This is a genomic window from Devosia sp. SL43 (genome assembly GCF_021729885.1).
In the GTDB taxonomy this organism is placed as follows: Bacteria; Pseudomonadota; Alphaproteobacteria; order Rhizobiales; family Devosiaceae; genus Devosia.
In genome coordinates this window covers 2,633,010-2,650,401 of sequence record NZ_CP063401.1, presented here as the reverse complement: position 1 = coordinate 2,650,401, position 17,392 = coordinate 2,633,010, and the positions used below count along the sequence as shown (strand labels likewise).

24 protein-coding genes and 1 pseudogene are annotated in these 17,392 nt (G+C 63.8%); 8 read left to right on the top strand and 17 right to left on the bottom strand.

From position 1 onward, the window contains the following. Nucleotides 1-27 precede the first annotated feature (27 nt). Together IM737_RS13040 and IM737_RS13035 are read left to right on the top strand one after the other, a co-directional pair. Entirely contained in the window at nucleotides 28-516 is a 489-nt protein-coding gene (locus IM737_RS13040) for a DUF2244 domain-containing protein (protein WP_236894387.1), read from the top strand. Between the two features lie 76 nt (nucleotides 517-592). After that, on the top strand, nucleotides 593-1,462 hold the full coding sequence (locus IM737_RS13035) for a bifunctional helix-turn-helix domain-containing protein/methylated-DNA--[protein]-cysteine S-methyltransferase (RefSeq protein ID WP_236894385.1): 870 nt from the start codon (nucleotides 593-595) through the stop codon (nucleotides 1,460-1,462). 155 nt (nucleotides 1,463-1,617) lie between these two features. Here IM737_RS13035 and IM737_RS13030 read toward each other — a convergent pair whose 3' ends face one another. Both IM737_RS13030 and dapB read right to left on the bottom strand, forming a co-directional pair. After that, entirely contained in the window at nucleotides 1,618-2,235 is a 618-nt protein-coding gene (locus IM737_RS13030) for a 2,3-bisphosphoglycerate-dependent phosphoglycerate mutase (RefSeq protein WP_442874129.1), read from the bottom strand. Between the two features lie 8 nt (nucleotides 2,236-2,243). Further along, nucleotides 2,244-3,089, bottom strand: coding sequence for a 4-hydroxy-tetrahydrodipicolinate reductase (dapB, locus tag IM737_RS13025; RefSeq protein WP_236894381.1), 846 nt, complete (start codon nucleotides 3,087-3,089; stop codon nucleotides 2,244-2,246). A gap of 119 nt (nucleotides 3,090-3,208) precedes the next feature. Between dapB and IM737_RS13020 the strand changes: the two genes are divergently transcribed. Beyond that, on the top strand, nucleotides 3,209-3,559 hold the full coding sequence (locus tag IM737_RS13020) for a VOC family protein (RefSeq protein WP_236894380.1): 351 nt from the start codon (nucleotides 3,209-3,211) through the stop codon (nucleotides 3,557-3,559). A 137-nt stretch (nucleotides 3,560-3,696) separates the two neighbouring features. Here IM737_RS13020 and coaA read toward each other — a convergent pair whose 3' ends face one another. The 8 genes and pseudogenes from coaA to hisB all read right to left on the bottom strand — a co-directional run bounded on the left by coaA (nucleotide 3,697) and on the right by hisB (nucleotide 8,605). Next, entirely contained in the window at nucleotides 3,697-4,647 is a 951-nt protein-coding gene (gene coaA, locus IM737_RS13015) for a type I pantothenate kinase (protein ID WP_236894378.1), read from the bottom strand. Further along, entirely contained in the window at nucleotides 4,647-4,964 is a 318-nt protein-coding gene (locus IM737_RS13010; RefSeq protein ID WP_236894376.1) for a phosphoribosyl-ATP diphosphatase, read from the bottom strand. The genes coaA and IM737_RS13010 overlap by 1 nt, the downstream gene beginning before the upstream one ends. 99 nt (nucleotides 4,965-5,063) lie before the next feature. Beyond that, a complete protein-coding gene (gene hisF / locus IM737_RS13005) occupies nucleotides 5,064-5,861 on the bottom strand; it encodes an imidazole glycerol phosphate synthase subunit HisF (RefSeq protein WP_236894375.1) in 798 nt (265 codons plus the stop codon). Continuing rightward, on the bottom strand, nucleotides 5,858-6,088 hold the full coding sequence (locus tag IM737_RS13000; RefSeq protein WP_236894373.1) for a hypothetical protein: 231 nt from the start codon (nucleotides 6,086-6,088) through the stop codon (nucleotides 5,858-5,860). Before IM737_RS13000 ends, hisF begins: the two co-directional genes overlap by 4 nt. Further along, a complete protein-coding gene (hisA, locus tag IM737_RS12995; protein WP_236894371.1) occupies nucleotides 6,088-6,819 on the bottom strand; it encodes a 1-(5-phosphoribosyl)-5-[(5-phosphoribosylamino)methylideneamino]imidazole-4-carboxamide isomerase in 732 nt (243 codons plus the stop codon). Before hisA ends, IM737_RS13000 begins: the two co-directional genes overlap by 1 nt. Beyond that, nucleotides 6,816-7,465: pseudogene (gene hisH, locus IM737_RS12990) on the bottom strand (imidazole glycerol phosphate synthase subunit HisH). The gene hisA and the pseudogene hisH overlap by 4 nt, the downstream one beginning before the upstream one ends. Next, complete coding sequence (locus IM737_RS12985; protein WP_236894370.1) at nucleotides 7,462-7,809, bottom strand: DUF2628 domain-containing protein; 348 nt, start codon at nucleotides 7,807-7,809, stop codon at nucleotides 7,462-7,464. The pseudogene hisH and the gene IM737_RS12985 overlap by 4 nt, the downstream one beginning before the upstream one ends. Before the next feature lie 208 nt (nucleotides 7,810-8,017). Then, nucleotides 8,018-8,605, bottom strand: coding sequence for an imidazoleglycerol-phosphate dehydratase HisB (gene hisB, locus IM737_RS12980; RefSeq protein ID WP_236894368.1), 588 nt, complete (start codon nucleotides 8,603-8,605; stop codon nucleotides 8,018-8,020). Nucleotides 8,606-9,050: 445 nt separating this feature from the next. Between hisB and hslV the strand changes: the two genes are divergently transcribed. The 3 genes from hslV to hslU are packed head-to-tail and all read left to right on the top strand — an operon-like array spanning nucleotide 9,051 to nucleotide 11,436. Further along, the gene (gene hslV / locus IM737_RS12975; protein WP_236894367.1) at nucleotides 9,051-9,611 is read left to right on the top strand and encodes an ATP-dependent protease subunit HslV; all 561 of its coding nucleotides are present in this window, start codon (nucleotides 9,051-9,053) and stop codon (nucleotides 9,609-9,611) included. Then, on the top strand, nucleotides 9,608-10,129 hold the full coding sequence (locus IM737_RS12970; protein ID WP_236894365.1) for a GNAT family N-acetyltransferase: 522 nt from the start codon (nucleotides 9,608-9,610) through the stop codon (nucleotides 10,127-10,129). Before hslV ends, IM737_RS12970 begins: the two co-directional genes overlap by 4 nt. Continuing rightward, a complete protein-coding gene (hslU, locus tag IM737_RS12965) occupies nucleotides 10,126-11,436 on the top strand; it encodes an ATP-dependent protease ATPase subunit HslU (protein WP_236894364.1) in 1,311 nt (436 codons plus the stop codon). The genes IM737_RS12970 and hslU overlap by 4 nt, the downstream gene beginning before the upstream one ends. A gap of 180 nt (nucleotides 11,437-11,616) precedes the next feature. Here the strand turns inward: hslU and IM737_RS12960 are convergent, their stop codons facing one another. From IM737_RS12960 to IM737_RS12950, 3 genes are read right to left on the bottom strand one after another with little or no spacing between them, the layout of a single operon-like run. Then, nucleotides 11,617-11,988 (bottom strand): helix-turn-helix domain-containing protein, encoded by a 372-nt coding sequence (locus IM737_RS12960; RefSeq protein ID WP_236894362.1) that lies wholly within the window; start codon nucleotides 11,986-11,988, stop codon nucleotides 11,617-11,619. Beyond that, nucleotides 11,985-12,572: a Smr/MutS family protein gene (locus IM737_RS12955; RefSeq protein WP_236894361.1), complete on the bottom strand. Its 588-nt coding sequence runs from the start codon at nucleotides 12,570-12,572 to the stop codon at nucleotides 11,985-11,987. The genes IM737_RS12960 and IM737_RS12955 overlap by 4 nt, the downstream gene beginning before the upstream one ends. A gap of 30 nt (nucleotides 12,573-12,602) precedes the next feature. Then, nucleotides 12,603-13,316: a Tim44/TimA family putative adaptor protein gene (locus IM737_RS12950; RefSeq protein WP_236894359.1), complete on the bottom strand. Its 714-nt coding sequence runs from the start codon at nucleotides 13,314-13,316 to the stop codon at nucleotides 12,603-12,605. Nucleotides 13,317-13,478: 162 nt separating this feature from the next. Between IM737_RS12950 and IM737_RS12945 the strand changes: the two genes are divergently transcribed. After that, nucleotides 13,479-13,934, top strand: coding sequence for an FxsA family protein (locus IM737_RS12945; RefSeq protein ID WP_236894358.1), 456 nt, complete (start codon nucleotides 13,479-13,481; stop codon nucleotides 13,932-13,934). An 82-nt stretch (nucleotides 13,935-14,016) separates the two neighbouring features. Then, nucleotides 14,017-14,538, top strand: a complete 522-nt coding sequence (secB, locus tag IM737_RS12940) for a protein-export chaperone SecB (RefSeq protein ID WP_236894351.1) — start codon at nucleotides 14,017-14,019, stop codon at nucleotides 14,536-14,538. Nucleotides 14,539-14,586: 48 nt separating this feature from the next. On the opposite strand, the gene dnaQ is transcribed toward secB, so the two are convergent. Genes dnaQ through IM737_RS12920 form a run of 4 tightly spaced genes read right to left on the bottom strand, consistent with a single transcriptional unit; the run spans nucleotide 14,587 to nucleotide 17,340 of the window. Then, on the bottom strand, nucleotides 14,587-15,264 hold the full coding sequence (gene dnaQ / locus IM737_RS12935; RefSeq protein ID WP_236899918.1) for a DNA polymerase III subunit epsilon: 678 nt from the start codon (nucleotides 15,262-15,264) through the stop codon (nucleotides 14,587-14,589). A 47-nt stretch (nucleotides 15,265-15,311) separates the two neighbouring features. Further along, nucleotides 15,312-15,908, bottom strand: coding sequence for a dephospho-CoA kinase (coaE, locus tag IM737_RS12930; protein WP_236894350.1), 597 nt, complete (start codon nucleotides 15,906-15,908; stop codon nucleotides 15,312-15,314). Nucleotides 15,909-15,910: 2 nt separating this feature from the next. Further along, complete coding sequence (locus IM737_RS12925) at nucleotides 15,911-16,741, bottom strand: shikimate dehydrogenase (protein WP_236894347.1); 831 nt, start codon at nucleotides 16,739-16,741, stop codon at nucleotides 15,911-15,913. Next, entirely contained in the window at nucleotides 16,738-17,340 is a 603-nt protein-coding gene (locus IM737_RS12920) for a Maf family protein (protein ID WP_236899917.1), read from the bottom strand. Before IM737_RS12920 ends, IM737_RS12925 begins: the two co-directional genes overlap by 4 nt. Nucleotides 17,341-17,392: the final 52 nt, after the last annotated feature.

Below are 17,392 nucleotides of genomic sequence, written 5' to 3'. Positions count from 1 at the left end.
CCTATAGTCAGTGTCGAAGAGTTCGCCATGCCAATGCAAGCCACAACCACGACGCCGCTGTTTTCGGCCCAACTCACGCCACACCGCTCGCTCGGCAAGCGCGGTGGCATGCTGTTGTTCGGCCTTGGCACATCCCTGGCCGTTCTGCCCGGCCTGGCCGTGGTGGCCGAACTGCCTTGGCTGCCTGTCATCGGCCTGATGCTGGCCGATATCGTCGCCATCGGCCTGACGCTGTTCCTGTCGCTACGGACGGGTCGGCGACGCGAGCAGATCACCGTCTGGTCCGACCAGATCGAATGGACAGCCACCAATGCCAAGGGCACCAAGGTGCTGCGCCGCTTCGACCCAAGGACGGTTCGCCTGCAGCTCGATCGTGACGCGGACGAGAAGACCACTACTATCCGCCTGCGCAACGGCAAGGACGAGCTCGAAGTCGGCGCGTTCCTCGCTGCCGACGACAAGTCGAGCTTCGCCAAGGCCCTCGGGACCGCCTTGCGCAAGGCCCGTGCCGCCTAGTCAAAACCGGGTCGCCTTGCCCCGACCCAATTCATAGATAGACACCCAACAGATGCATGACGCGGCGGGTGTTGCGATGAACCAGATGATCCCTATGAGCACGGCGACGGATTACGACACGATCCGCGCGGCTATCCGCTATCTCAGCGAGAACGGCCCCGACGAATCGGACCTGCCGCGCTTCGCGCGCTCGCTTGGCCTGACCGAGCGGCAGTTGACCGATCTCTTCCGCCGCTGGTGCGGCCTCAGCCCCAAAAGCTTCGCCCAGGCCGTGGCGCTCGACCATGCCAAGAGCCTGCTTCGCGCCAAGGAAAGCGTGCTCGACACCACCTATGAAGTCGGCCTCAGCTCGACCTCGCGGCTGCATGACCTGTTCGTCACCTACGAAGCCATGCCGCCCGGCGTATTTCGGGCCGGTGGCGAAGGGCTCGACATGATCTGGGGTGCTGCGCCGTCGCCCTTCGGCATGGCCGTGGTCACCGCCACCGAATATGGCATGTCCGGCCTCGGCTTTGCCGACGAGGAAACCACGATCGAGCAGGCCTTCGAGGATTTGGCCAACCGCTGGCCCAATGCCCGGTTTGTCCGTGACGACGCCCGCATCGCCCCGATGGTGGCCGAGGCCTTCGAACCCAGCCGCTGGTCGCCGGATCGACCGGTGCGGGTCGTACTGATCGGTACCGATTTCGAGGTCAAGGTATGGGAAACGCTGCTGAAGATTCCCTGCGGCAAGGCCACGACTTACCAAAGCGTCGCCAACCATATCGGCAAACCCACCGCCGCCCGCGCCGTCGGCGCCGCCGTGGGCAAGAACCCGATCAGCTTCGTCGTGCCCTGCCACCGCGTCGTGGGAACCTCAGGCGCCCTGACCGGTTACCACTGGGGCGTCCCACGCAAGCGGGCCATCCTGGGCTGGGAAGCCGGGGTCATCTCGGCAGCGCATTAGTTTCAAGTGAATCGGTGGGCAAGCGCCCCCACCTAACCTCCCCCTGAAGGGGGAGGGACTGATCGAGCATCTGGCATAATCGTGCCACGACCACCGCGCGGTCCCTCCCCCTTCAGGGGGAGGATAGGTGGGGGTGGGGCAACGAGCGCCGAAGCCTAAAGCTCCACCCGCTCCACCAGCTTCCCATCCGGGCCAATCCGGTACACGGTCGGCTGCCCGGTCCCGATTTCGCGCTTCAGTATTTCATCCGGCGTCAGGCCCTCGATCGCCATCACCATGGCGCGCAGCGAATTGCCATGCGCCGCCACCAGCACCGTCTTGCCGGCCTGCAGCAGCGGCACGATCTCGGCGTCGTAATAGGGCAGGGTGCGCGCGGCCGTGTCCTTGAGGCTTTCACCGCCCGGCGGGGGCACGTCGAACGACCGGCGCCAGATCAGCACCTGTTCCTCGCCCCATTTGGCGCGGGCGTCGTCCTTGTTGAGGCCACTGAGATCGCCATAGTCGCGCTCGTTGAGGGCGATGTTCCTGGTGATCGTCACGTTGAGGATACCCATCTCCTCCAGCATCAGGTCGAGCGTATGCTGGGCCCGGCGCAGGGCCGAGGTGTAGTAGAGATCGGGCACGATGCCGGCGGTCTTGAGCGCCTTGCCGGTGGCGCGGGCTTCTTCGATACCCTGGTCGGTGAGGTTGGGGTTGCGCCAGCCGGTGAAGAGGTTCTTGAGGTTCCACTCGCTTTGGCCGTGGCGCACGAGGATCAGGGTGCCGGTCATCATTGGGTCCTTTAGTTGAGGCCGAGAACGTCGTTCATCGAATACAGCCCGGGCGCCTGGTCGGCGGCCCAGAGGGCGGCGCGCGCGGCGCCGTTGGCAAAGATGGTGCGGTCTTCGGCCCGGTGATTGAGCTCGATCCGCTCGGACGGGCCGGCCAGGATCACCTGGTGGTCCCCGACCACCGTACCGCCGCGCAGGGTGGCAAAGCCAATCGTACCGGCCTCGCGCGGCCCGGTATGGCCATCGCGCACCCGCACAGAGTGATCGCGCAACGCAATCTGCCGTCCGGCGGCGGCAGCCTCGCCGAGTAGCAGAGCGGTGCCACTGGGCGCGTCGACCTTCTTGTTGTGATGCATCTCGACGATTTCGATGTCGTACTCAGCCAACACCGAAGCGGCCTTCCTGACAAGGCTGGCCAGCACGTTGACGCCCATCGAGAAGTTGCCCGACTTGACGACGATAGCGCCATTGCCGGCCGCGGTCGCGATGGCCGCATCATCGGCCTCCGAGCAGCCGGTCGTGCCGATGACATGTACCAGCCCCAGGCTCGCGGCCTTGGCGGCGAGGGCCACGCTGGCTGCCGGCGCGGTAAAATCGATCACCGCATCGGCGCCCTCAAGCGCCGCATCCATATCGTCGGAGATCACGACACCCAGCGCGGCGATGCCGGCATAGAGACCCGCATCCTGCCCGATGGCCGGCGTGCCGGGACGATCGACCGCCGCGTGGAGCTTGAGCGTCCGTGCATTGACCACGGCGCCATGCAAGGCAAGACCGGACAGCGCCGCGACGGCGCGGATATTGGCAGCGCCCATGCGCCCGCCGGCACCCGCCACCACGACCTTGAGTTCGCTCATCGCCCGTCTCTCCCGTTCGTTCCGGCTATAGCAGCGCCTTTGGCAAACGCCAACACCACTGCCCCATTGCCGTCAACATGATAGGGTCTCACGCAAAGCGCAGAACCAAGGACGCCGATTTGACCATCACCAACGCGCTGGCCGGCATCGCGGTGGACGACATCAACGATGCCATCGATTTCTACGAGCGCCTGTTCGGCCGCAAGCCCGACGCACGCCCGATCAACGATGTCGCCGAATGGAAGCTGCCCGGCGGCGGCTGGGTGCATGTCGCCACCGACGCCGACCGCGCCGGGGCCTCCACGCTGACACTCATCGTCGACGATCTCGCCGAGGAACTCGGCCGGCTGAGCCTGCACGGTCTGATGCCGGTCGCCAAATCCATGGGCGACTTCTTCAAAACGGCACGGTTTCGCGATCAGGACGGTAACACGATCACACTCAGCCAGCCGCAGCACGGGACTTACTAGTCCTCTGCTGCGCCCTCGTGGTTCGAGGCGCTGAAGAAGCGCACCTCACCATGAGGGCTGTTGTTGGATCGAGTATCAGTAGCCCTCATGGTGAGGTGCGAGCTCTTCGCGAGCCTCGAACCACGAGGGCGTGCTACCTAAACCCGCCGCAGCTGCACATCCTCGATCATATGGCTCTTGCCCTTCTTGAGGATCAGATCGGCTCGTCCCCGTGTTGGCAGCACATTGTCGAGCAGGTTGGGCAGGTTGATCGTCCGCCACACCATGCGGCCGAACTCACCTGCCTCGGCCTCGCTCATTTCGGCAAAGCGGCGGAAGAACGAGGTCGGGTCCTTGAACGCCGTCTCGCGCAGGCGAAAAAAGCGCTCCATGAACCAGTCTTCGAGATCATCATTGTCGGCGTCGATATAGATCGAGAAGTCGATGAAATCGGAGGCGAAGAGGATCGGCTTGCCGGTCTTAGGCAGCTCGCCTGGCTGCAGGATGTTGAGCCCCTCAACGATCAGAATGTCGGGCCGATCGATGACGATCTCGCCGCCCTCGACCACGTCATAGACCAGGTGCGAATAGACCGGCACTTTGACGCCGCCCTTGCCCGATTTGATATCGGACAGGAACTGCACGAAACGGGTGCGGTCATAGCTCTCGGGGAAACCCTTGCGCTCCATGATGCCGCGCTCGGCCAACACGGCATTGGGGTAGAGGAACCCGTCGGTGGTGACGAGATCGACTTTGGGGCTCGACGGCCAGCGCTGCAGCAGCGCCTGCAGGATACGCGCCGTCGTCGACTTACCCACCGCCACCGAGCCAGCCACGCCGATGATGAAGGGCACCTTCTGGTCGGGTGTTTCGAGGAAACGCGTCGACACATTGTGCAGGCCCTGGATGGCTTCCACATAGAAGCTGAGCAGGCGGGTCAGCGGCAGGTAGATTTCCTCCGCCTCTTCGAGCGAGATCGGATCGCTCAGCGTGCGCAGGCGCGACACGTCTTCGCGCGTCAGCGTCATCGGCTCGTCGGCGCGCAGCGCGCTCCATTGCTTCTTGGTGAACCGATGATAGGGCGCGAGAACGGGCGGACGCTTGGCCATCAGGTCTGCTCCGTCCGCGATGCCTTTTCGGCCAGGCCCGACTGGGCCGTGCGCGCATCGAGCTCGGCCATCACCTCGGCCAGCGGTATCTCGGCAGCCCGCAACACGACCAGCAGGTGATAGAGCAGGTCGGCGCTCTCCTTGACCAGCTCGGGCCGGTTGCCCGTCACCGCGGCGATGACGGCCTCGGTGGCTTCCTCACCGACCTTCTGCGCGCATTTCTCCATGCCGCGGGCAATCAGCTTGGCCGTGTAGCTCTCATCCGGCGACGCGGCAGCGCGGGTGGCGATGCGGGTTTCGAGGTCGTCGAGGGTCATGCGCGGTCCTTCCACACCCACGGGGTCATTCCGGCGAAAGGGTGACATCGGTGTTTGGGGCAGGCTTAAAGCAGAAAACGTCCGGCGGGTCACTACGACCTAAGCCGCCCGGTCCATCCGAACCGGCACGCCATGATCACGCAGATACTGCTTGGCCTGGGGAATGGTGAACGTCCCGAAGTGGAAGATCGACGCCGCCAACACGGCACTTGCATGGCCCTCCACCACGCCATCGACCAGATCCTGCAGCGAACCGACGCCGCCCGAGGCGATAACAGGCACTTCCACTGCGTCGGCAATCGCACGCGTCAGCTTGAGATCGAAGCCGGATTTGGTGCCGTCGCGGTCCATCGAGGTCACCAGCAATTCGCCGGCACCGCGCTCGACCAGCCGCACGGCAAATTCCACCGCATCGATACCCGTCGGCCGGCGTCCGCCATGGGTGTAGATTTCCCATTCACTTCGGTTGTCGCCACCCACGCGCCGGTCGAGCCGCTGCTTTGCGTCGACCGAGACGACGATGCATTGATTGCCGAACTTGTCGGCCGCTCGCGAAATGAAGTCCGGATCGTTCACCGCTGCCGAATTGATCGCCACCTTGTCGGCGCCGGCGAGCAGAAGCTTGCGGATATCCTCGATGCTCTTGACGCCGCCACCCACCGTCACCGGCATGAAGCAATGTTCTGCGGTCCTCGCCACCACATCGAAGATGGTGTCGCGGCCCTCGTGGCTGGCGGTGATGTCGAGGAAGGTCAGCTCGTCGGCGCCCGCTGCGTCATAGGCCATCGCGGCCTCGACCGGATCGCCAGCATCGCGCAGCGCTTCGAACTGCACGCCCTTGACCACACGGCCGCCCATGACGTCGAGGCAGGGAATGAGGCGGGTCTTGAGCGTCATTGACGAGGTTCCTTATTGGCTCCGAACCGCTGCATCACCGTCCGGAAGACGGTGAAAACCAGCGACATCAGCCACATGAAAAAGGCGAACAGCGCCACCAGCAGCGCCCAGGAGGGGAGCATATTGGTCAGCGCCGCATAGCCCAGAGCCAAGATGGGGACAATGGGGACCAGATACCACCACCAGACAACTCGGCGGATCATCACATGGCGCGGCGCAGCTGCCATCAGGCGGCCGCCTTCAGCATGGCGAGTGCTTCACGTGAATCAATCCGGCCGTCATAGAGCGCGCGACCGGAAATTGCGCCTTCCAGCACGGCCGCATCCGGCTGTGTCAGCCGCTCGATATCGGCCATTGAAGCGAGGCCACCCGAGGCGATGACCGGGATCGTGGTCGAGCGCGCCAGCTCCAGCGTCGAATCCCAGTTGATGCCAGCCAGCACGCCATCACGATCGATATCGGTATAGATGATCGCCGCCACGCCAGCGCCCTCGAAGCGCTTGGCCAGCTCGATGATCGAGAGCTGCGACGTCTCGGCCCAGCCCTCCACCGCCACCATGCCCTTGCGGGCATCGGTGCCGACAGCCACCCGGCCCGGCCATTTCCTGGCGGCCTCCTTAACCAGCGCCGGATCGCGCACCGCCACCGTGCCGAGGATGACACGGGCCAGCCCCTTGTCGAGCCAGCTCTCGATATGGTCCAGCGTGCGAATGCCACCGCCCAGCTGCACCGGAAACTTCACCGTCTTGAGGATGGCTTCCACGGCCGCGCCATTGACGCTCTCGCCGGCAAAGGCGCCGTTGAGGTCGACGACATGCAGATACTCAAAGCCCTGGTCCTCGAACGCCTTGGCCTGCGCCGCCGGGTTGTCGTTGAACACGGTGGCCTGATCCATGTCGCCCAACTTGAGCCGCACGCACTGGCCGTCCTTGAGATCGATGGCGGGAAACAGGATCACGGCGTCCACCTCAGGAAATTATCGATCAGCCGCAGCCCCAGCGCCTGGCTTTTTCGGGGTGGAACTGGGTGCCGAACATGTTGTCGCGGCCAACGCAGGCGGTGACCGAACCACCGTAGTCCGTCGTGGCCAGCAGCGTATCTGCGCTCTCAGTGACTAGGTGGTAGGAATGCACGAAATAAGCGTGCAGCCCGTCCGGACCATCCGGGATGCCTTCGAACAGCGGATGCGGCTTGGTCACTGAAATGGTGTTCCAGCCCATATGCGGAATTTTCAGCGCCGGATCGGACGGGGTGATTTTCTGCACCGCGCCGGGGATCCAGCCCAGGCCCGGCGTCACGATCTTCTCGCGACCCTCGGACGCCATCAGCTGCATGCCGACGCAGACGCCGAGGAAGGGCACGCCGCCACGGATGACGCGCTCTTCGAGCACATCGACCATGCCGGGCACAGCATCGAGCCCGGCCTTGCAATCGGCAAAGGCGCCGACGCCGGGCAGCATGATGCGGTCGGCAATACGCACGCGCTCGGGATCGGCGGTGACTTCCACGGTAATACCGCCCAGCCCATTGGCCATGCGCTCGAAGGCCTTCGCAGCCGAGTGCAGATTGCCGGCGCCGTAGTCGATGATGGTGACCAGACTCATCGCAGCGCCTCCAGTTGCGCCAGATCGGCGCTGGCAGCAACGCGATCGCCCCGCGGGCTCCAACCGCGCCATTGCAAGGCATGGCGACGGAGACCGGGCGCGGCAAAGCCGAGCCAGATGGCGGTGAGCAGGTAAAGCGCAAAGGTCGCCGCGTCGCCGATATAGCCAGACAGCACCATTAGCGCCACGACGCTGACCAACCACGCCACCAATTCAAGCCAGAGCCCGTGTCGCAGCAGGAACAGCGGCGGCAGCAACGCGGCGAAGCCGGAGAATTTCTCCGGCACAACCGCCGGCAGATCGCGCCTGCCAGGCTTCGGATCAAAAATGGCGTAGAGGGTCATGGCGGCTTCCTTGCCGGTGCGGACCGAGTTGAGGCAGGACTTAGAGGAATTTTGGCGCGGGTGGAAGGGCAGTGCCACGCCCTCGTGGTTCGAGGCGCTGAAGAAGCGCACCTCACCATGAGGGCTACTCTTTGCTCGGTGTCTCAACAGCCCTCATGGTGAGGTGGGAGCGTAGCGACCCTCGAACCACGAGGGCGTGCCACGAAACCTACAGCGTACCCTTGGTGCTGGGCACCCGATCACCAACACGCGGATCGATCTCGACGGCCTCGCGCAAAGCCCGCGCCACCGCCTTGAACATCGACTCGGCCAGATGGTGGTTGTTGTCGAAGTAGAAGTTCTCGATATGCAGCGTGATGCCGGCATTGATGGCCAGCGCCTGGAAGAATTCTCGGAACAGCTCGGTGTCGATCTCGCCGATCTTGTTCTGGCTGAACTCCGCCTTGAACACAAGAAACGCGCGGCCGGACACATCCAGCGCAGCCCGCGTCAACGTGCCGTCCATCGGTAGGTCGCAGGAGGCGTAGCGGCGGATGCCCTTCTTGTCCCCCAAAGCCTGCTTGATGGCCTGGCCCAGCGCGATACCCACATCCTCCACCGTGTGGTGGAAGTCGATATGCAGGTCGCCCTTGCAGGTCACGTCCATGTCGATGAGCGAATGGCGGCTGAGCTGATCCAGCATGTGATCGAAGAAGCCGACGCCCGATTTCATGCTGTGCGCGCCTGACCCGTCGAGATTGATCGAGACGGAAATCTCGGTCTCGTTGGTCTTGCGGGCGATGGTGGCGGTACGCATGGCGGTCTCCGGAGATACGGCGGCTCAGTAGCAGATAGGCATGATCGCGTGAAGATTGCGTTGCGCGGCACTGCGGCGCGAAAAACTTATCCCCGCCCGCCAGGGCCTGCGCCATACTCGTTGCATTCCCGCACAATACTGCGCGGTCGCGACGAACGGTCGTGTGCGGGGATGCCGGTGGGATCGGAGTCGTCCGATCCGGCAGGGGAAACCCGGCAGCTGCGCTTGCGATACAGCGTACCTGGTCCGAACCTGCCCAAAATGCCGGCGCGATGGCGAGGCCCTTGCCTCATTTTGTTTGCGGACGACCCGCACCGGGGCAATGGCCTCGCCATCCGAGCAGTTCACTCCGGAGGCCTGGCGGGCCGTCCGGCGCTTCGTCGCGCATTGCATTCCGGAAAGAGCCTCCTAAATATCAGCGAACAGTTCTGGAGTATCTCCCCCAATGAGTGACAGCAATTTCCCCTTGTGGCACGGGACGACGATCGTCTCCGTGCGCAAGGGCAACAAGGTCGTGGTGGCCGGCGATGGCCAGGTGTCCATGGGCCCCACCGTGATGAAGCACACCGCCAAGAAGGTTCGGCGCCTCGCGGGCGGCAAGGTGATTGGCGGCTTTGCCGGTTCGACCGCCGACGCCTTCACCCTCTTCGAACGCCTCGAAGCAAAACTTGAACAGTATCCCGACCAGCTGATGCGGGCCGCCGTCGAGCTGGCCAAGGACTGGCGCACCGATCGCTACCTGCGCAAGCTCGAAGCCATGATGATCGTGGCCGACAAGACCGACACGCTGGTGCTGACCGGCACCGGCGACGTGCTGACGCCAGACCATGGCGTCATCGCCATCGGCTCGGGCGGCAACTATGCCCATTCGGCGGCTTTGGCCCTGCATCAGGCGACCGAGCTCGACGCCGAGGACATTGCCCGCCGCGCCATGAAGATCGCCGAAGAGATCTGCGTCTACACCAATGGCAATGTCACGCTCGAAACCATCGAGCTCGACGCGTGAGCTATTCGATCCGCCGGCTGACCCGCAATGACGTCGACGCCTATCGCGCCACGCGCCTCGAGGCGCTGATCAACCACCCAGAATCCTACGGCACCTCCCCGGAGGCATTCTCGGCGCGAACCGATGAGACGCTGGTCACGCAGTTGACCAACCTGACCTATTTCGGTGTCATCACCGATAGCGGCGATCTGGCTGGCATAGCCGCCTTCGCTATCGATGATGGCGAGCGGGAACGGCACCGCGGTTGGGTGATGCAGGTCTATCTCAAGCCTGCTCTGCGCGGTACCGGCGCGGCCCTCGCCTTGCTCGAGGCGGTTGCCGAACATGCTCGTGCGCATGTGATCCAGGTCCATCTGATGGTCGGTGCCCACAATGCGCCGGCTATCCGGCTCTACGAAAAGGCGGGGTTCAAAACCTATGGCACCGACCCCCGCTGCCTCCTCGTGAACGGTCGATATATCGACGAACACATGATGGTGCGCTTCCTCGATGAGGCACCAGGAAAGACAAGAAGATGACTGAGACCAATTTTTCCCCGCGCGAGATCGTTTCCGAGCTCGACCGCAATATTGTCGGCCAGCATGACGCCAAGCGCGCTGTGGCCGTGGCTTTGCGCAATCGCTGGCGCCGCCAGCAGCTCGGCCCCGAAATGCGCCGCGAGGTGACGCCCAAGAATATCCTGATGATCGGGCCAACCGGCGTCGGCAAGACCGAGATTGCCCGGCGTCTTGCTCGTCTGGCGCAAGCGCCCTTCATCAAGGTGGAAGCCACCAAATTCACCGAAGTGGGCTATGTCGGCCGCGATGTCGAACAGATCATCCGCGACCTGGTGGAGGCCGGCATTGCCCTGCTGCGCGACAAGCGCCGCGCCGATGTGCAGGCCCAGGCGCACCAGAATGCGGAAAACCGTGTGCTCGACGCGCTGGTCGGCCAGTCGGCCGCGCCCTCGACCCGTGATTCCTTCCGCAAGAAGCTGCGCGCCAACGAACTGGACGACAGCGAGATCGAAATCGAGATGCAGCCCTCGCCCAATACCGGCGGTTTTGAAATCCCCGGCATGCCCAATGGCGGCATCGGCATGATCAACCTCAGTGACATGTTCAAGTCGGCGATGGGCGGCCGCGGCGTCAAGCGCAAGATCAAGGTCAAGGACGCCTACGAGCCGCTGATCGCCGAGGAAGCCGACAAGCTGCTCGACCAGGAACAGCTCAAGACCGAGGCCATCGAGCTGGTGGAGAACCACGGCATCGTCTTCATCGACGAGATCGACAAGGTCGCCCAGCGCGATGGCGGTGCCCAGGGCGGTCCGTCGCGCGAAGGCGTGCAACGAGACCTCCTGCCGCTGATCGAAGGCACGACGGTTTCGACCAAGCATGGCCCGGTCAAGACCGACCATATCCTGTTCATCGCCTCGGGCGCCTTCCACGTCAGCAAGCCAAGCGACCTCTTGCCCGAACTGCAGGGCCGGCTCCCGATCCGGGTCGAGCTCAAGGCGCTGACCCGCGAGGATTTTATCCGCATCCTCAACGACACCGAGGCGAGCCTGATCAAGCAGTATGTCGCCCTGATGGGGACCGAGGGCGTGACCCTCGATTTCACCCAGGACGCGATCGAGGCCATCGCCGACGCGGCGGTCAAGGTCAACAACTCAGTCGAAAACATCGGCGCCCGCCGCCTGCAGACCGTGATGGAGCGGCTGGTGGAAGACATCAGCTTCGAAGCCCCGGACAAGCAGGGCCAGACCATCACCATCGATGCCGCGTTTGTCGCGGAGAAGGTGGGGGTATTGGCGGCTGACCAGGACCTGAGCAAGTTTGTGCTCTAGCCAAGGCCCAACCCACCCACCGTGTCACCCCGGCCTTGAGCCGGGGCCCATCCTGCAATTTCTTCGATCGGCATCAATGGGCCTGCGAACCACCTGACGGCGGTGGCACAATCTCAGGATGGATCCCGGCTCAAGGCCGGGATGACACCGAGTTTGATTACGTCCGGTCTTAGCCAGCGGCTAGGCGCGTGGCTTGCCCGACCGACGAACCACTTCGTTGAGCAGGAATTTGAGGTCTTCGGCATCGAGCTTGCCGATATCGGCCGCCAGCCGGTTGCTGAGTTCGGTGGCCTCAGGCGCCAAGCCGCCAGTATCGATCGTCACCTTGGGGTCGCTCATCTCGGCCAGCCGCTGCAGCTCCTCCGCCTCGTCCCAGATGACGTTGAAGAAGGCGATCATGCGGTGCAGCAGGAAGCCGGTGGGTTTGCCGCGCTTGCCGTGTTCGAGGGCAGAGAGGTAGGCGCTCGACACGTTGAGCGCCGCCGCCATCTCCTTGAGCGAGATACCGCGCGCCTCGCGCAGTTCGCGGATTTTTGCACCAAGCGGGGTCATAGCCGTCGCAGGCGCACATACCACGCCCCCTCACCACCATGACCGCGCGCCGCCACGCTCCAGCCCGAGACCATCGGCGACAGGCTTGGCTCGTTGAGCCAGATCGGCAGCATGGTGCGCAGCACGCCGCGCTCGGTCATGGCCGCGATATAGTCATTGTCGGTCTTGAGTCCCTTGCCCGTGATGACCAGTACGGTGCGGTCACCCCGATTGAACCGGGCATGGATGAAGCCATGGAGGGCAGAACGCGCCTCGTTCTGTGTCATGCCATGCAGGTCGATCCGTCCATCGATCTCGATACGCCCGCGGCCCACCTTCTTGCGAATCGCCGGATCGACGGCGCGTTCGGGCAGGTTGGCGGAGGGGAGGGGCGCCTGGTAGGGCGGCAGGAAGGGTTTGCGCGGCGCCTGGCGCTTGGGCGGGGCCTTGGTGACCGCCACCGACGGCGGTTCCTCAACCGGCAGCGGCAAGGGCACATTGCCCATTTTGAGCAGGCCCTTGCGCCGCAACGGATCGATCGTCGATGCGACGGCCGTCCACAGGTGGAAGTCGTGCGGCAGGCGTTTGGGATCGCGCTTGGACATGCTGATGCGCCGAAGGCCTGCCTTTGCCGGTCAGTCGAGCTGGCTGGTGGTCACGACCTTCCAGTTCGGATCGCGCGACTTGGGATTGCGCGCAAACGTCCACTCGTCCGCGATAGTCTGCACCTGATCGGCATTGCCATCGACCAGATTGCCATCCTTGTCCCGGGTGGCCGAAACCACCTCGGCGTGGAAACGCACGGTGACCAGCACGTTCTTCTTGTCGTATTCGGCATCGGAGAATTCGATCTTGGGCAGGCCAACAAAGGTGAAATCTATCTTCTGGCCCGCCGCTTCGCGATCAGCGATAGCGCGTTGGAAACCTTCGAACACGTCCTTTTCGAGCAGGTTCTTGAGCGTCTGGCGATCGCCCTCGGCAAAAGCCGTGACGATCATCTCATAGGCCTGCTTGGCGCCATCGAGGAAGCTCTTGGGGGAGAAGCCCGGATCAGCCTCGGCGACGGTCTTGAAGCCGGCAGCCAGCTCCGGGTTGCCCTTGGAGAATTGCTCGATCTCGGCTTCGAGCTTGCGATTGCGCAGATCGTCGCTCAGCTCGGGGTTGCCGGCGCCGCGCGGACGCAGTGGCACGACCGTATCTTCGGCCTGGGCCGCCTCGGCGGGCTTGCGCCGTTCGACCGGTGGCCGCTCATTGCCGGTCCTCGTCCCCAGCACGCCGCGCAGACGAAACAGCACGAAAACCGCTACGGCAATCACGATGAGGGTCGGCAGATCGAAAAAGTCTTCCATTGGGCAATGCACCTTACCGTCGGCTAATAGTCGACAAATGTCGCTGGGACGCTCGTTGAGCGTTCGATTTGACCTATATATAGGGAAAGCCTCACCCCAAAACCAGTTCACGTTGGGGCGAGACGCGTTTTGCCGCGCCTGCCGCGAGAAGGAAACCTGACCTTGGCACGATATTTTGCCTTCGGCCTCATACTGTTGCCGATTATCGAGATCGCAATCTTCATCAAAGTGGGCCAGACGATCGGCCTGTTCCCCACTCTGGGGCTGGTGATCGGCGCTGCCGTGTTGGGCGGATTGCTGCTGCGGCAGCAGGGCCTGTCGGTCCTGACGCAGTTGCGCAGCAACGTCAATTCCGGTCGCATGCCGGGCAAGACCATTGCCGATGCGATGATGATCGGCCTGGCCTCGATCTTCCTGGTCCTGCCGGGATTTCTTAGCGATATCGTAGCCTTGGCCTTGCTGGTGCCGCCGGTGCGGAGCTGGATTTATTCAACGTTGGCCAGTCGGGTCACCGTCGTGGATACGACAAGCTACCGCCGCCAGGCGTCTCCGGACGATCCGCGCGTCGGTGGACCCGGCACCATCGATCTGGACGAAGACGACTATCGCCCGCAGTAACCGTCCCACCGGGGCCGCGCTTGTGGCTTCAGGGCAAAGATGTTAGCCAGCGCCAACGCTTTTTTCGGCAAAGGATCCGAATATGTCTGACGAGACCCAGGGCGGCGCAGCCGCCCAGGCCACTGCACCCTCGATGAATATGGTTGGCCAGTATATCCGCGACCTCTCCTTCGAGAATCCGGGCGCGCCGGGCTCGATCATGGCAGGCGGTGGCAATCCGGCCTTCAACGTCTCGATCTCGGTCGGCGTCAAGAAGCAGGCTGACGACATCTATGCCGTCGAGCTGACGCTCAACGCCAAGGCCAACCGCGAAGCCGTGGTGCTGTTCAACGTCGAGCTGGTCTATGGCGGCGTCTTCCGCCTCAAGAACGTGCCCGAAGCCCAGCTCAGCGCGCTGCTGATGATCGAGTGCCCACGGCTGATCTTCCCGTTCGCGCGCCAGGTGCTCGCCAGCGTCACCCAGCAAGGCGGTTTCCCGCCGCTGATGATGGAACCGGTCGATTTCGCCGCGATCTATCGCCAGAACCTGGCCAAGCTTGCCGCGCAACAGGGCGGCGCTCCGCTGGTCGCCCCTACGGGCGAGGGCAGCGACAAGCCGAACTGATCTAGTAGGTCTGATAAGACAAAGCCCCGGACATGCGCCGGGGCTTTTTCATTGCGCGGCGACGTTATCCCCGCCGCCCATGACGTCGGCATACTTGGCCCAGATCGATTCAGGACCCAAGGTCGCCACCAGCTTTTCATGCGCAGCAAATTCATCGGCCAGGAGCCGCGACGGCAGCGGTACCGGACGGCGGGCCGCCACGATGCGGGTCGCGATGGCATCGGCCCCCGACACCCGCGTCTCGGCGATCAGCGCCAGGCTCACCTGCTTGCCGCCGATGAGCTCGAGATAGACCTCGGCCAGGATCTCGCTGTCGAGCAAAGCGCCGTGCAGGGTGCGGCGCGAATTGTCGATGCCGTAATGCTTGCACAAGGCGTCGAGGCTGACGCGGGCGCCCGGATGCTTGTCGCGTGCCAGCATCACTGTATCGATGACCGGGTTGCCTAGCGGCCGATGCCCGGCGCGCTCCAGTTCGGCATTGAGGAAGCCGATATCGAAGGCGGCATTGTGGATGATCAGCGGCGCATCGCCGATGAAATCGAGAAAGTCTGCAGTCACTGCCTTGAACAGCGGCTTGTCGGCGAGGAAGTCTTCGCTCAGCCCGTGCACCCGGAACGCTTCTTCGGGCATCGAGCGCTGCGGGTTGATATAGACGTGGTAGTGGCGACCGGATGGAATGTGGTTGATCAGTTCCACGCAGCCGATTTCAACCAGCCGATCGCCCATGGCGGGCGACAGGCCGGTGGTTTCGGTATCGAGGACGATCTCGCGATTCAAATCTTTGGCCCTTTGGCTCGGATGCTGGCGACCAGCGCGGCGACCATGTCGACCGTCTTTGCCAGTGGCATGCCGGTATCGAACAGATAGGTGGCCCGAGCCTTCTTTTCCGCCTGCGGGAGCTGCCGGGCAAGGATGGTATCAAGCTTTTCCCCGCTCATTCCCGGCCGAGCCAAGGCGCGCTGGCGCTGGATGGCCTCATCGACCCAGGTGACGCCGATAGCATCGAAGCCATAGTCATAGCCGCTTTCGAACAGCAGCGGCACTTCCACCACCGCCAGCGCATGCCCGGCGGCCTCGGCCTCATCCATGAACCGGGCAATGCGGGCCCGCACCAGCGGGTGCACGACAGCCTCGAGGCGCTTGAAACCGGCAGGGTCGGCAGCGAGCTTCTGCGACAGCAGCGCCTTGTCGATGACGCCGCCACTGGCCACGCCCGGAAACAGGGCCTCGACCGGCGCGACGGCCTCGCCAGCATAGAGTTCAGCCACCGCCGCATCGGCCGAGAAGATCGGGACCCCTAGGTCGGCAAAGGCCTTGAGCACGGTGGTCTTGCCTGTCGCGATCGAGCCCGTCATGCCGATGCGCCACATGCTCAATGCCCCAGCGTGGCTTCGACGCAGGCCCGCAATTGCGCCGTGACGGTTGGCCTTACGCCGAACCAGGCCTCAAAGCCCGGCACAGCCTGATGCAGCAACATACCCAAGCCGTCGACCGTGCGCAGGCCGGCGGCCTTGGCGTCGGCCAAGAGTGGCGTTTCGAGCGGCGCATAGACGATGTCGGTGACCAGTGTTCCCTTGTCCAATAGCGACAGGTCAAGCCAGTCGAATCGGCTGCCATGCATGCCGATCGAGCTGGTATTGACCACAAGGCCAATGCGCGGCGCCAGTTCGGGGAAGGCATCAAAACCATGCGCTTCGAATGGACCATCGATATCGTCGACCAGCGCCTGGGCGTTGGCGAGCGTGCGGTTGAGCACATGCACCTTGCCGCCGTCGCGCCGCCGCAGCGCCACCAGCACGGCCCGCGCCGCACCGCCGGCGCCGATGATCAAGGCATCGTTGGGGCCATCGGACCAACCGGGCGCACCGGCATCGAGGTTGCCCAGAAACCCGAGATAGTCAGTGTTGGTGCCCAGCACCTGGCCGTCGCGCACCACCAGCGTGTTGACCGCACCGATGGTCCGGGCCAGCGGATCGACCTCGTCGCAGAGCGCGAACACGGCTTCCTTATGGGGAATGGTCACGTTGCCACCGGCAAACTCGCCCGTCCGTAGCCGCGCAAAGAAGGCCGGTAGCTCGTCAGGCGTCACGTCGATCGCTTCGTAGCTGCCATCAATGCCGTGTTCGGCCAGCCAGGTGCCGTGGATCAGCGGCGAGCGGGAATGGTTGATGGGGTGGCCAATAACGAAGGCTTTGGTGGTCACGTGAGCGTCTCGGGGGCGATGTCGCGCAAAGCCGCCAGGAGCGGCAACAGCGGCAGGCCCAGAATAGTGAAATAGTCGCCGATGACGGTCTCGAACAGACGGATGGACGGGCCTTCGAGCCTATAGCCGCCAACAGCTTCGAGGATAGCATCGCCCTCGCGCGCCAGCACCTCGTCGCGCTCGGCATCGGAAAAGTCGCGCATCGTCAGCTCGGCAGTCTGGACATCGGACCACAGCATCAGATCGTCCCGCACCAGCGTCACCGCGGCATGGAGCCTATGGGTCTTGCCGCGCAGGCGATCGAGCTGCACCACAGCTGCCGCCCGATCTGCCGGCTTGTGCAAAAGCTCGGTACCCAGACTCAAAGTCTGGTCGGCACCGATAATGATTGCGCCAGGATATGCGAAGGCGACGGCTGCAGCCTTCCGTTGTGCCAGCAGCAGGGCAACGTCGCGCCCATCGCCACCGGCGTCGATCGCGGCGATTTCCAGCGCGCGCTCGTCTATGCTGGCCGGCTCGGCGGTAAAGGCCAGTCCGGCCTGCTGCAGCAAGGCTTTACGGGTGTTGCTCTTGGATGCGAGGATCAGCATGACTGAGATGTTTTCCACACTGTCATCCACAGCTCAAGCCCAAGCTGTGACAATGACTCAT

Excerpts from the sequence above, each read along its gene's own strand:
- IM737_RS13040 (WP_236894387.1), top strand. The coding sequence starts at position 28 with ATGCCAATGCAAGCCACAACCACGACGCCGCTGTTTTCGGCCCAACTC.
- IM737_RS13035 (WP_236894385.1), top strand. The coding sequence starts at position 593 with ATGAACCAGATGATCCCTATGAGCACGGCGACGGATTACGACACGATC.
- IM737_RS13030 (WP_442874129.1), bottom strand. The coding sequence starts at position 2,235 with ATGATGACCGGCACCCTGATCCTCGTGCGCCACGGCCAAAGCGAGTGG.
- dapB (WP_236894381.1), bottom strand. The coding sequence starts at position 3,089 with ATGAGCGAACTCAAGGTCGTGGTGGCGGGTGCCGGCGGGCGCATGGGC.
- coaA (WP_236894378.1), bottom strand. The coding sequence starts at position 4,647 with ATGGCCAAGCGTCCGCCCGTTCTCGCGCCCTATCATCGGTTCACCAAG.
- IM737_RS13010 (WP_236894376.1), bottom strand. The coding sequence starts at position 4,964 with ATGACCCTCGACGACCTCGAAACCCGCATCGCCACCCGCGCTGCCGCG.
- hisF (WP_236894375.1), bottom strand. The coding sequence starts at position 5,861 with ATGACGCTCAAGACCCGCCTCATTCCCTGCCTCGACGTCATGGGCGGC.
- IM737_RS13000 (WP_236894373.1), bottom strand. The coding sequence starts at position 6,088 with ATGGCAGCTGCGCCGCGCCATGTGATGATCCGCCGAGTTGTCTGGTGG.
- IM737_RS12985 (WP_236894370.1), bottom strand. The coding sequence starts at position 7,809 with ATGACCCTCTACGCCATTTTTGATCCGAAGCCTGGCAGGCGCGATCTG.
- hisB (WP_236894368.1), bottom strand. The coding sequence starts at position 8,605 with ATGCGTACCGCCACCATCGCCCGCAAGACCAACGAGACCGAGATTTCC.
- hslV (WP_236894367.1), top strand. The coding sequence starts at position 9,051 with ATGAGTGACAGCAATTTCCCCTTGTGGCACGGGACGACGATCGTCTCC.
- hslU (WP_236894364.1), top strand. The coding sequence starts at position 10,126 with ATGACTGAGACCAATTTTTCCCCGCGCGAGATCGTTTCCGAGCTCGAC.
- IM737_RS12960 (WP_236894362.1), bottom strand. The coding sequence starts at position 11,988 with ATGACCCCGCTTGGTGCAAAAATCCGCGAACTGCGCGAGGCGCGCGGT.
- IM737_RS12955 (WP_236894361.1), bottom strand. The coding sequence starts at position 12,572 with ATGTCCAAGCGCGATCCCAAACGCCTGCCGCACGACTTCCACCTGTGG.
- IM737_RS12950 (WP_236894359.1), bottom strand. The coding sequence starts at position 13,316 with ATGGAAGACTTTTTCGATCTGCCGACCCTCATCGTGATTGCCGTAGCG.
- secB (WP_236894351.1), top strand. The coding sequence starts at position 14,017 with ATGTCTGACGAGACCCAGGGCGGCGCAGCCGCCCAGGCCACTGCACCC.
- dnaQ (WP_236899918.1), bottom strand. The coding sequence starts at position 15,264 with ATGGGCGATCGGCTGGTTGAAATCGGCTGCGTGGAACTGATCAACCAC.
- coaE (WP_236894350.1), bottom strand. The coding sequence starts at position 15,908 with ATGTGGCGCATCGGCATGACGGGCTCGATCGCGACAGGCAAGACCACC.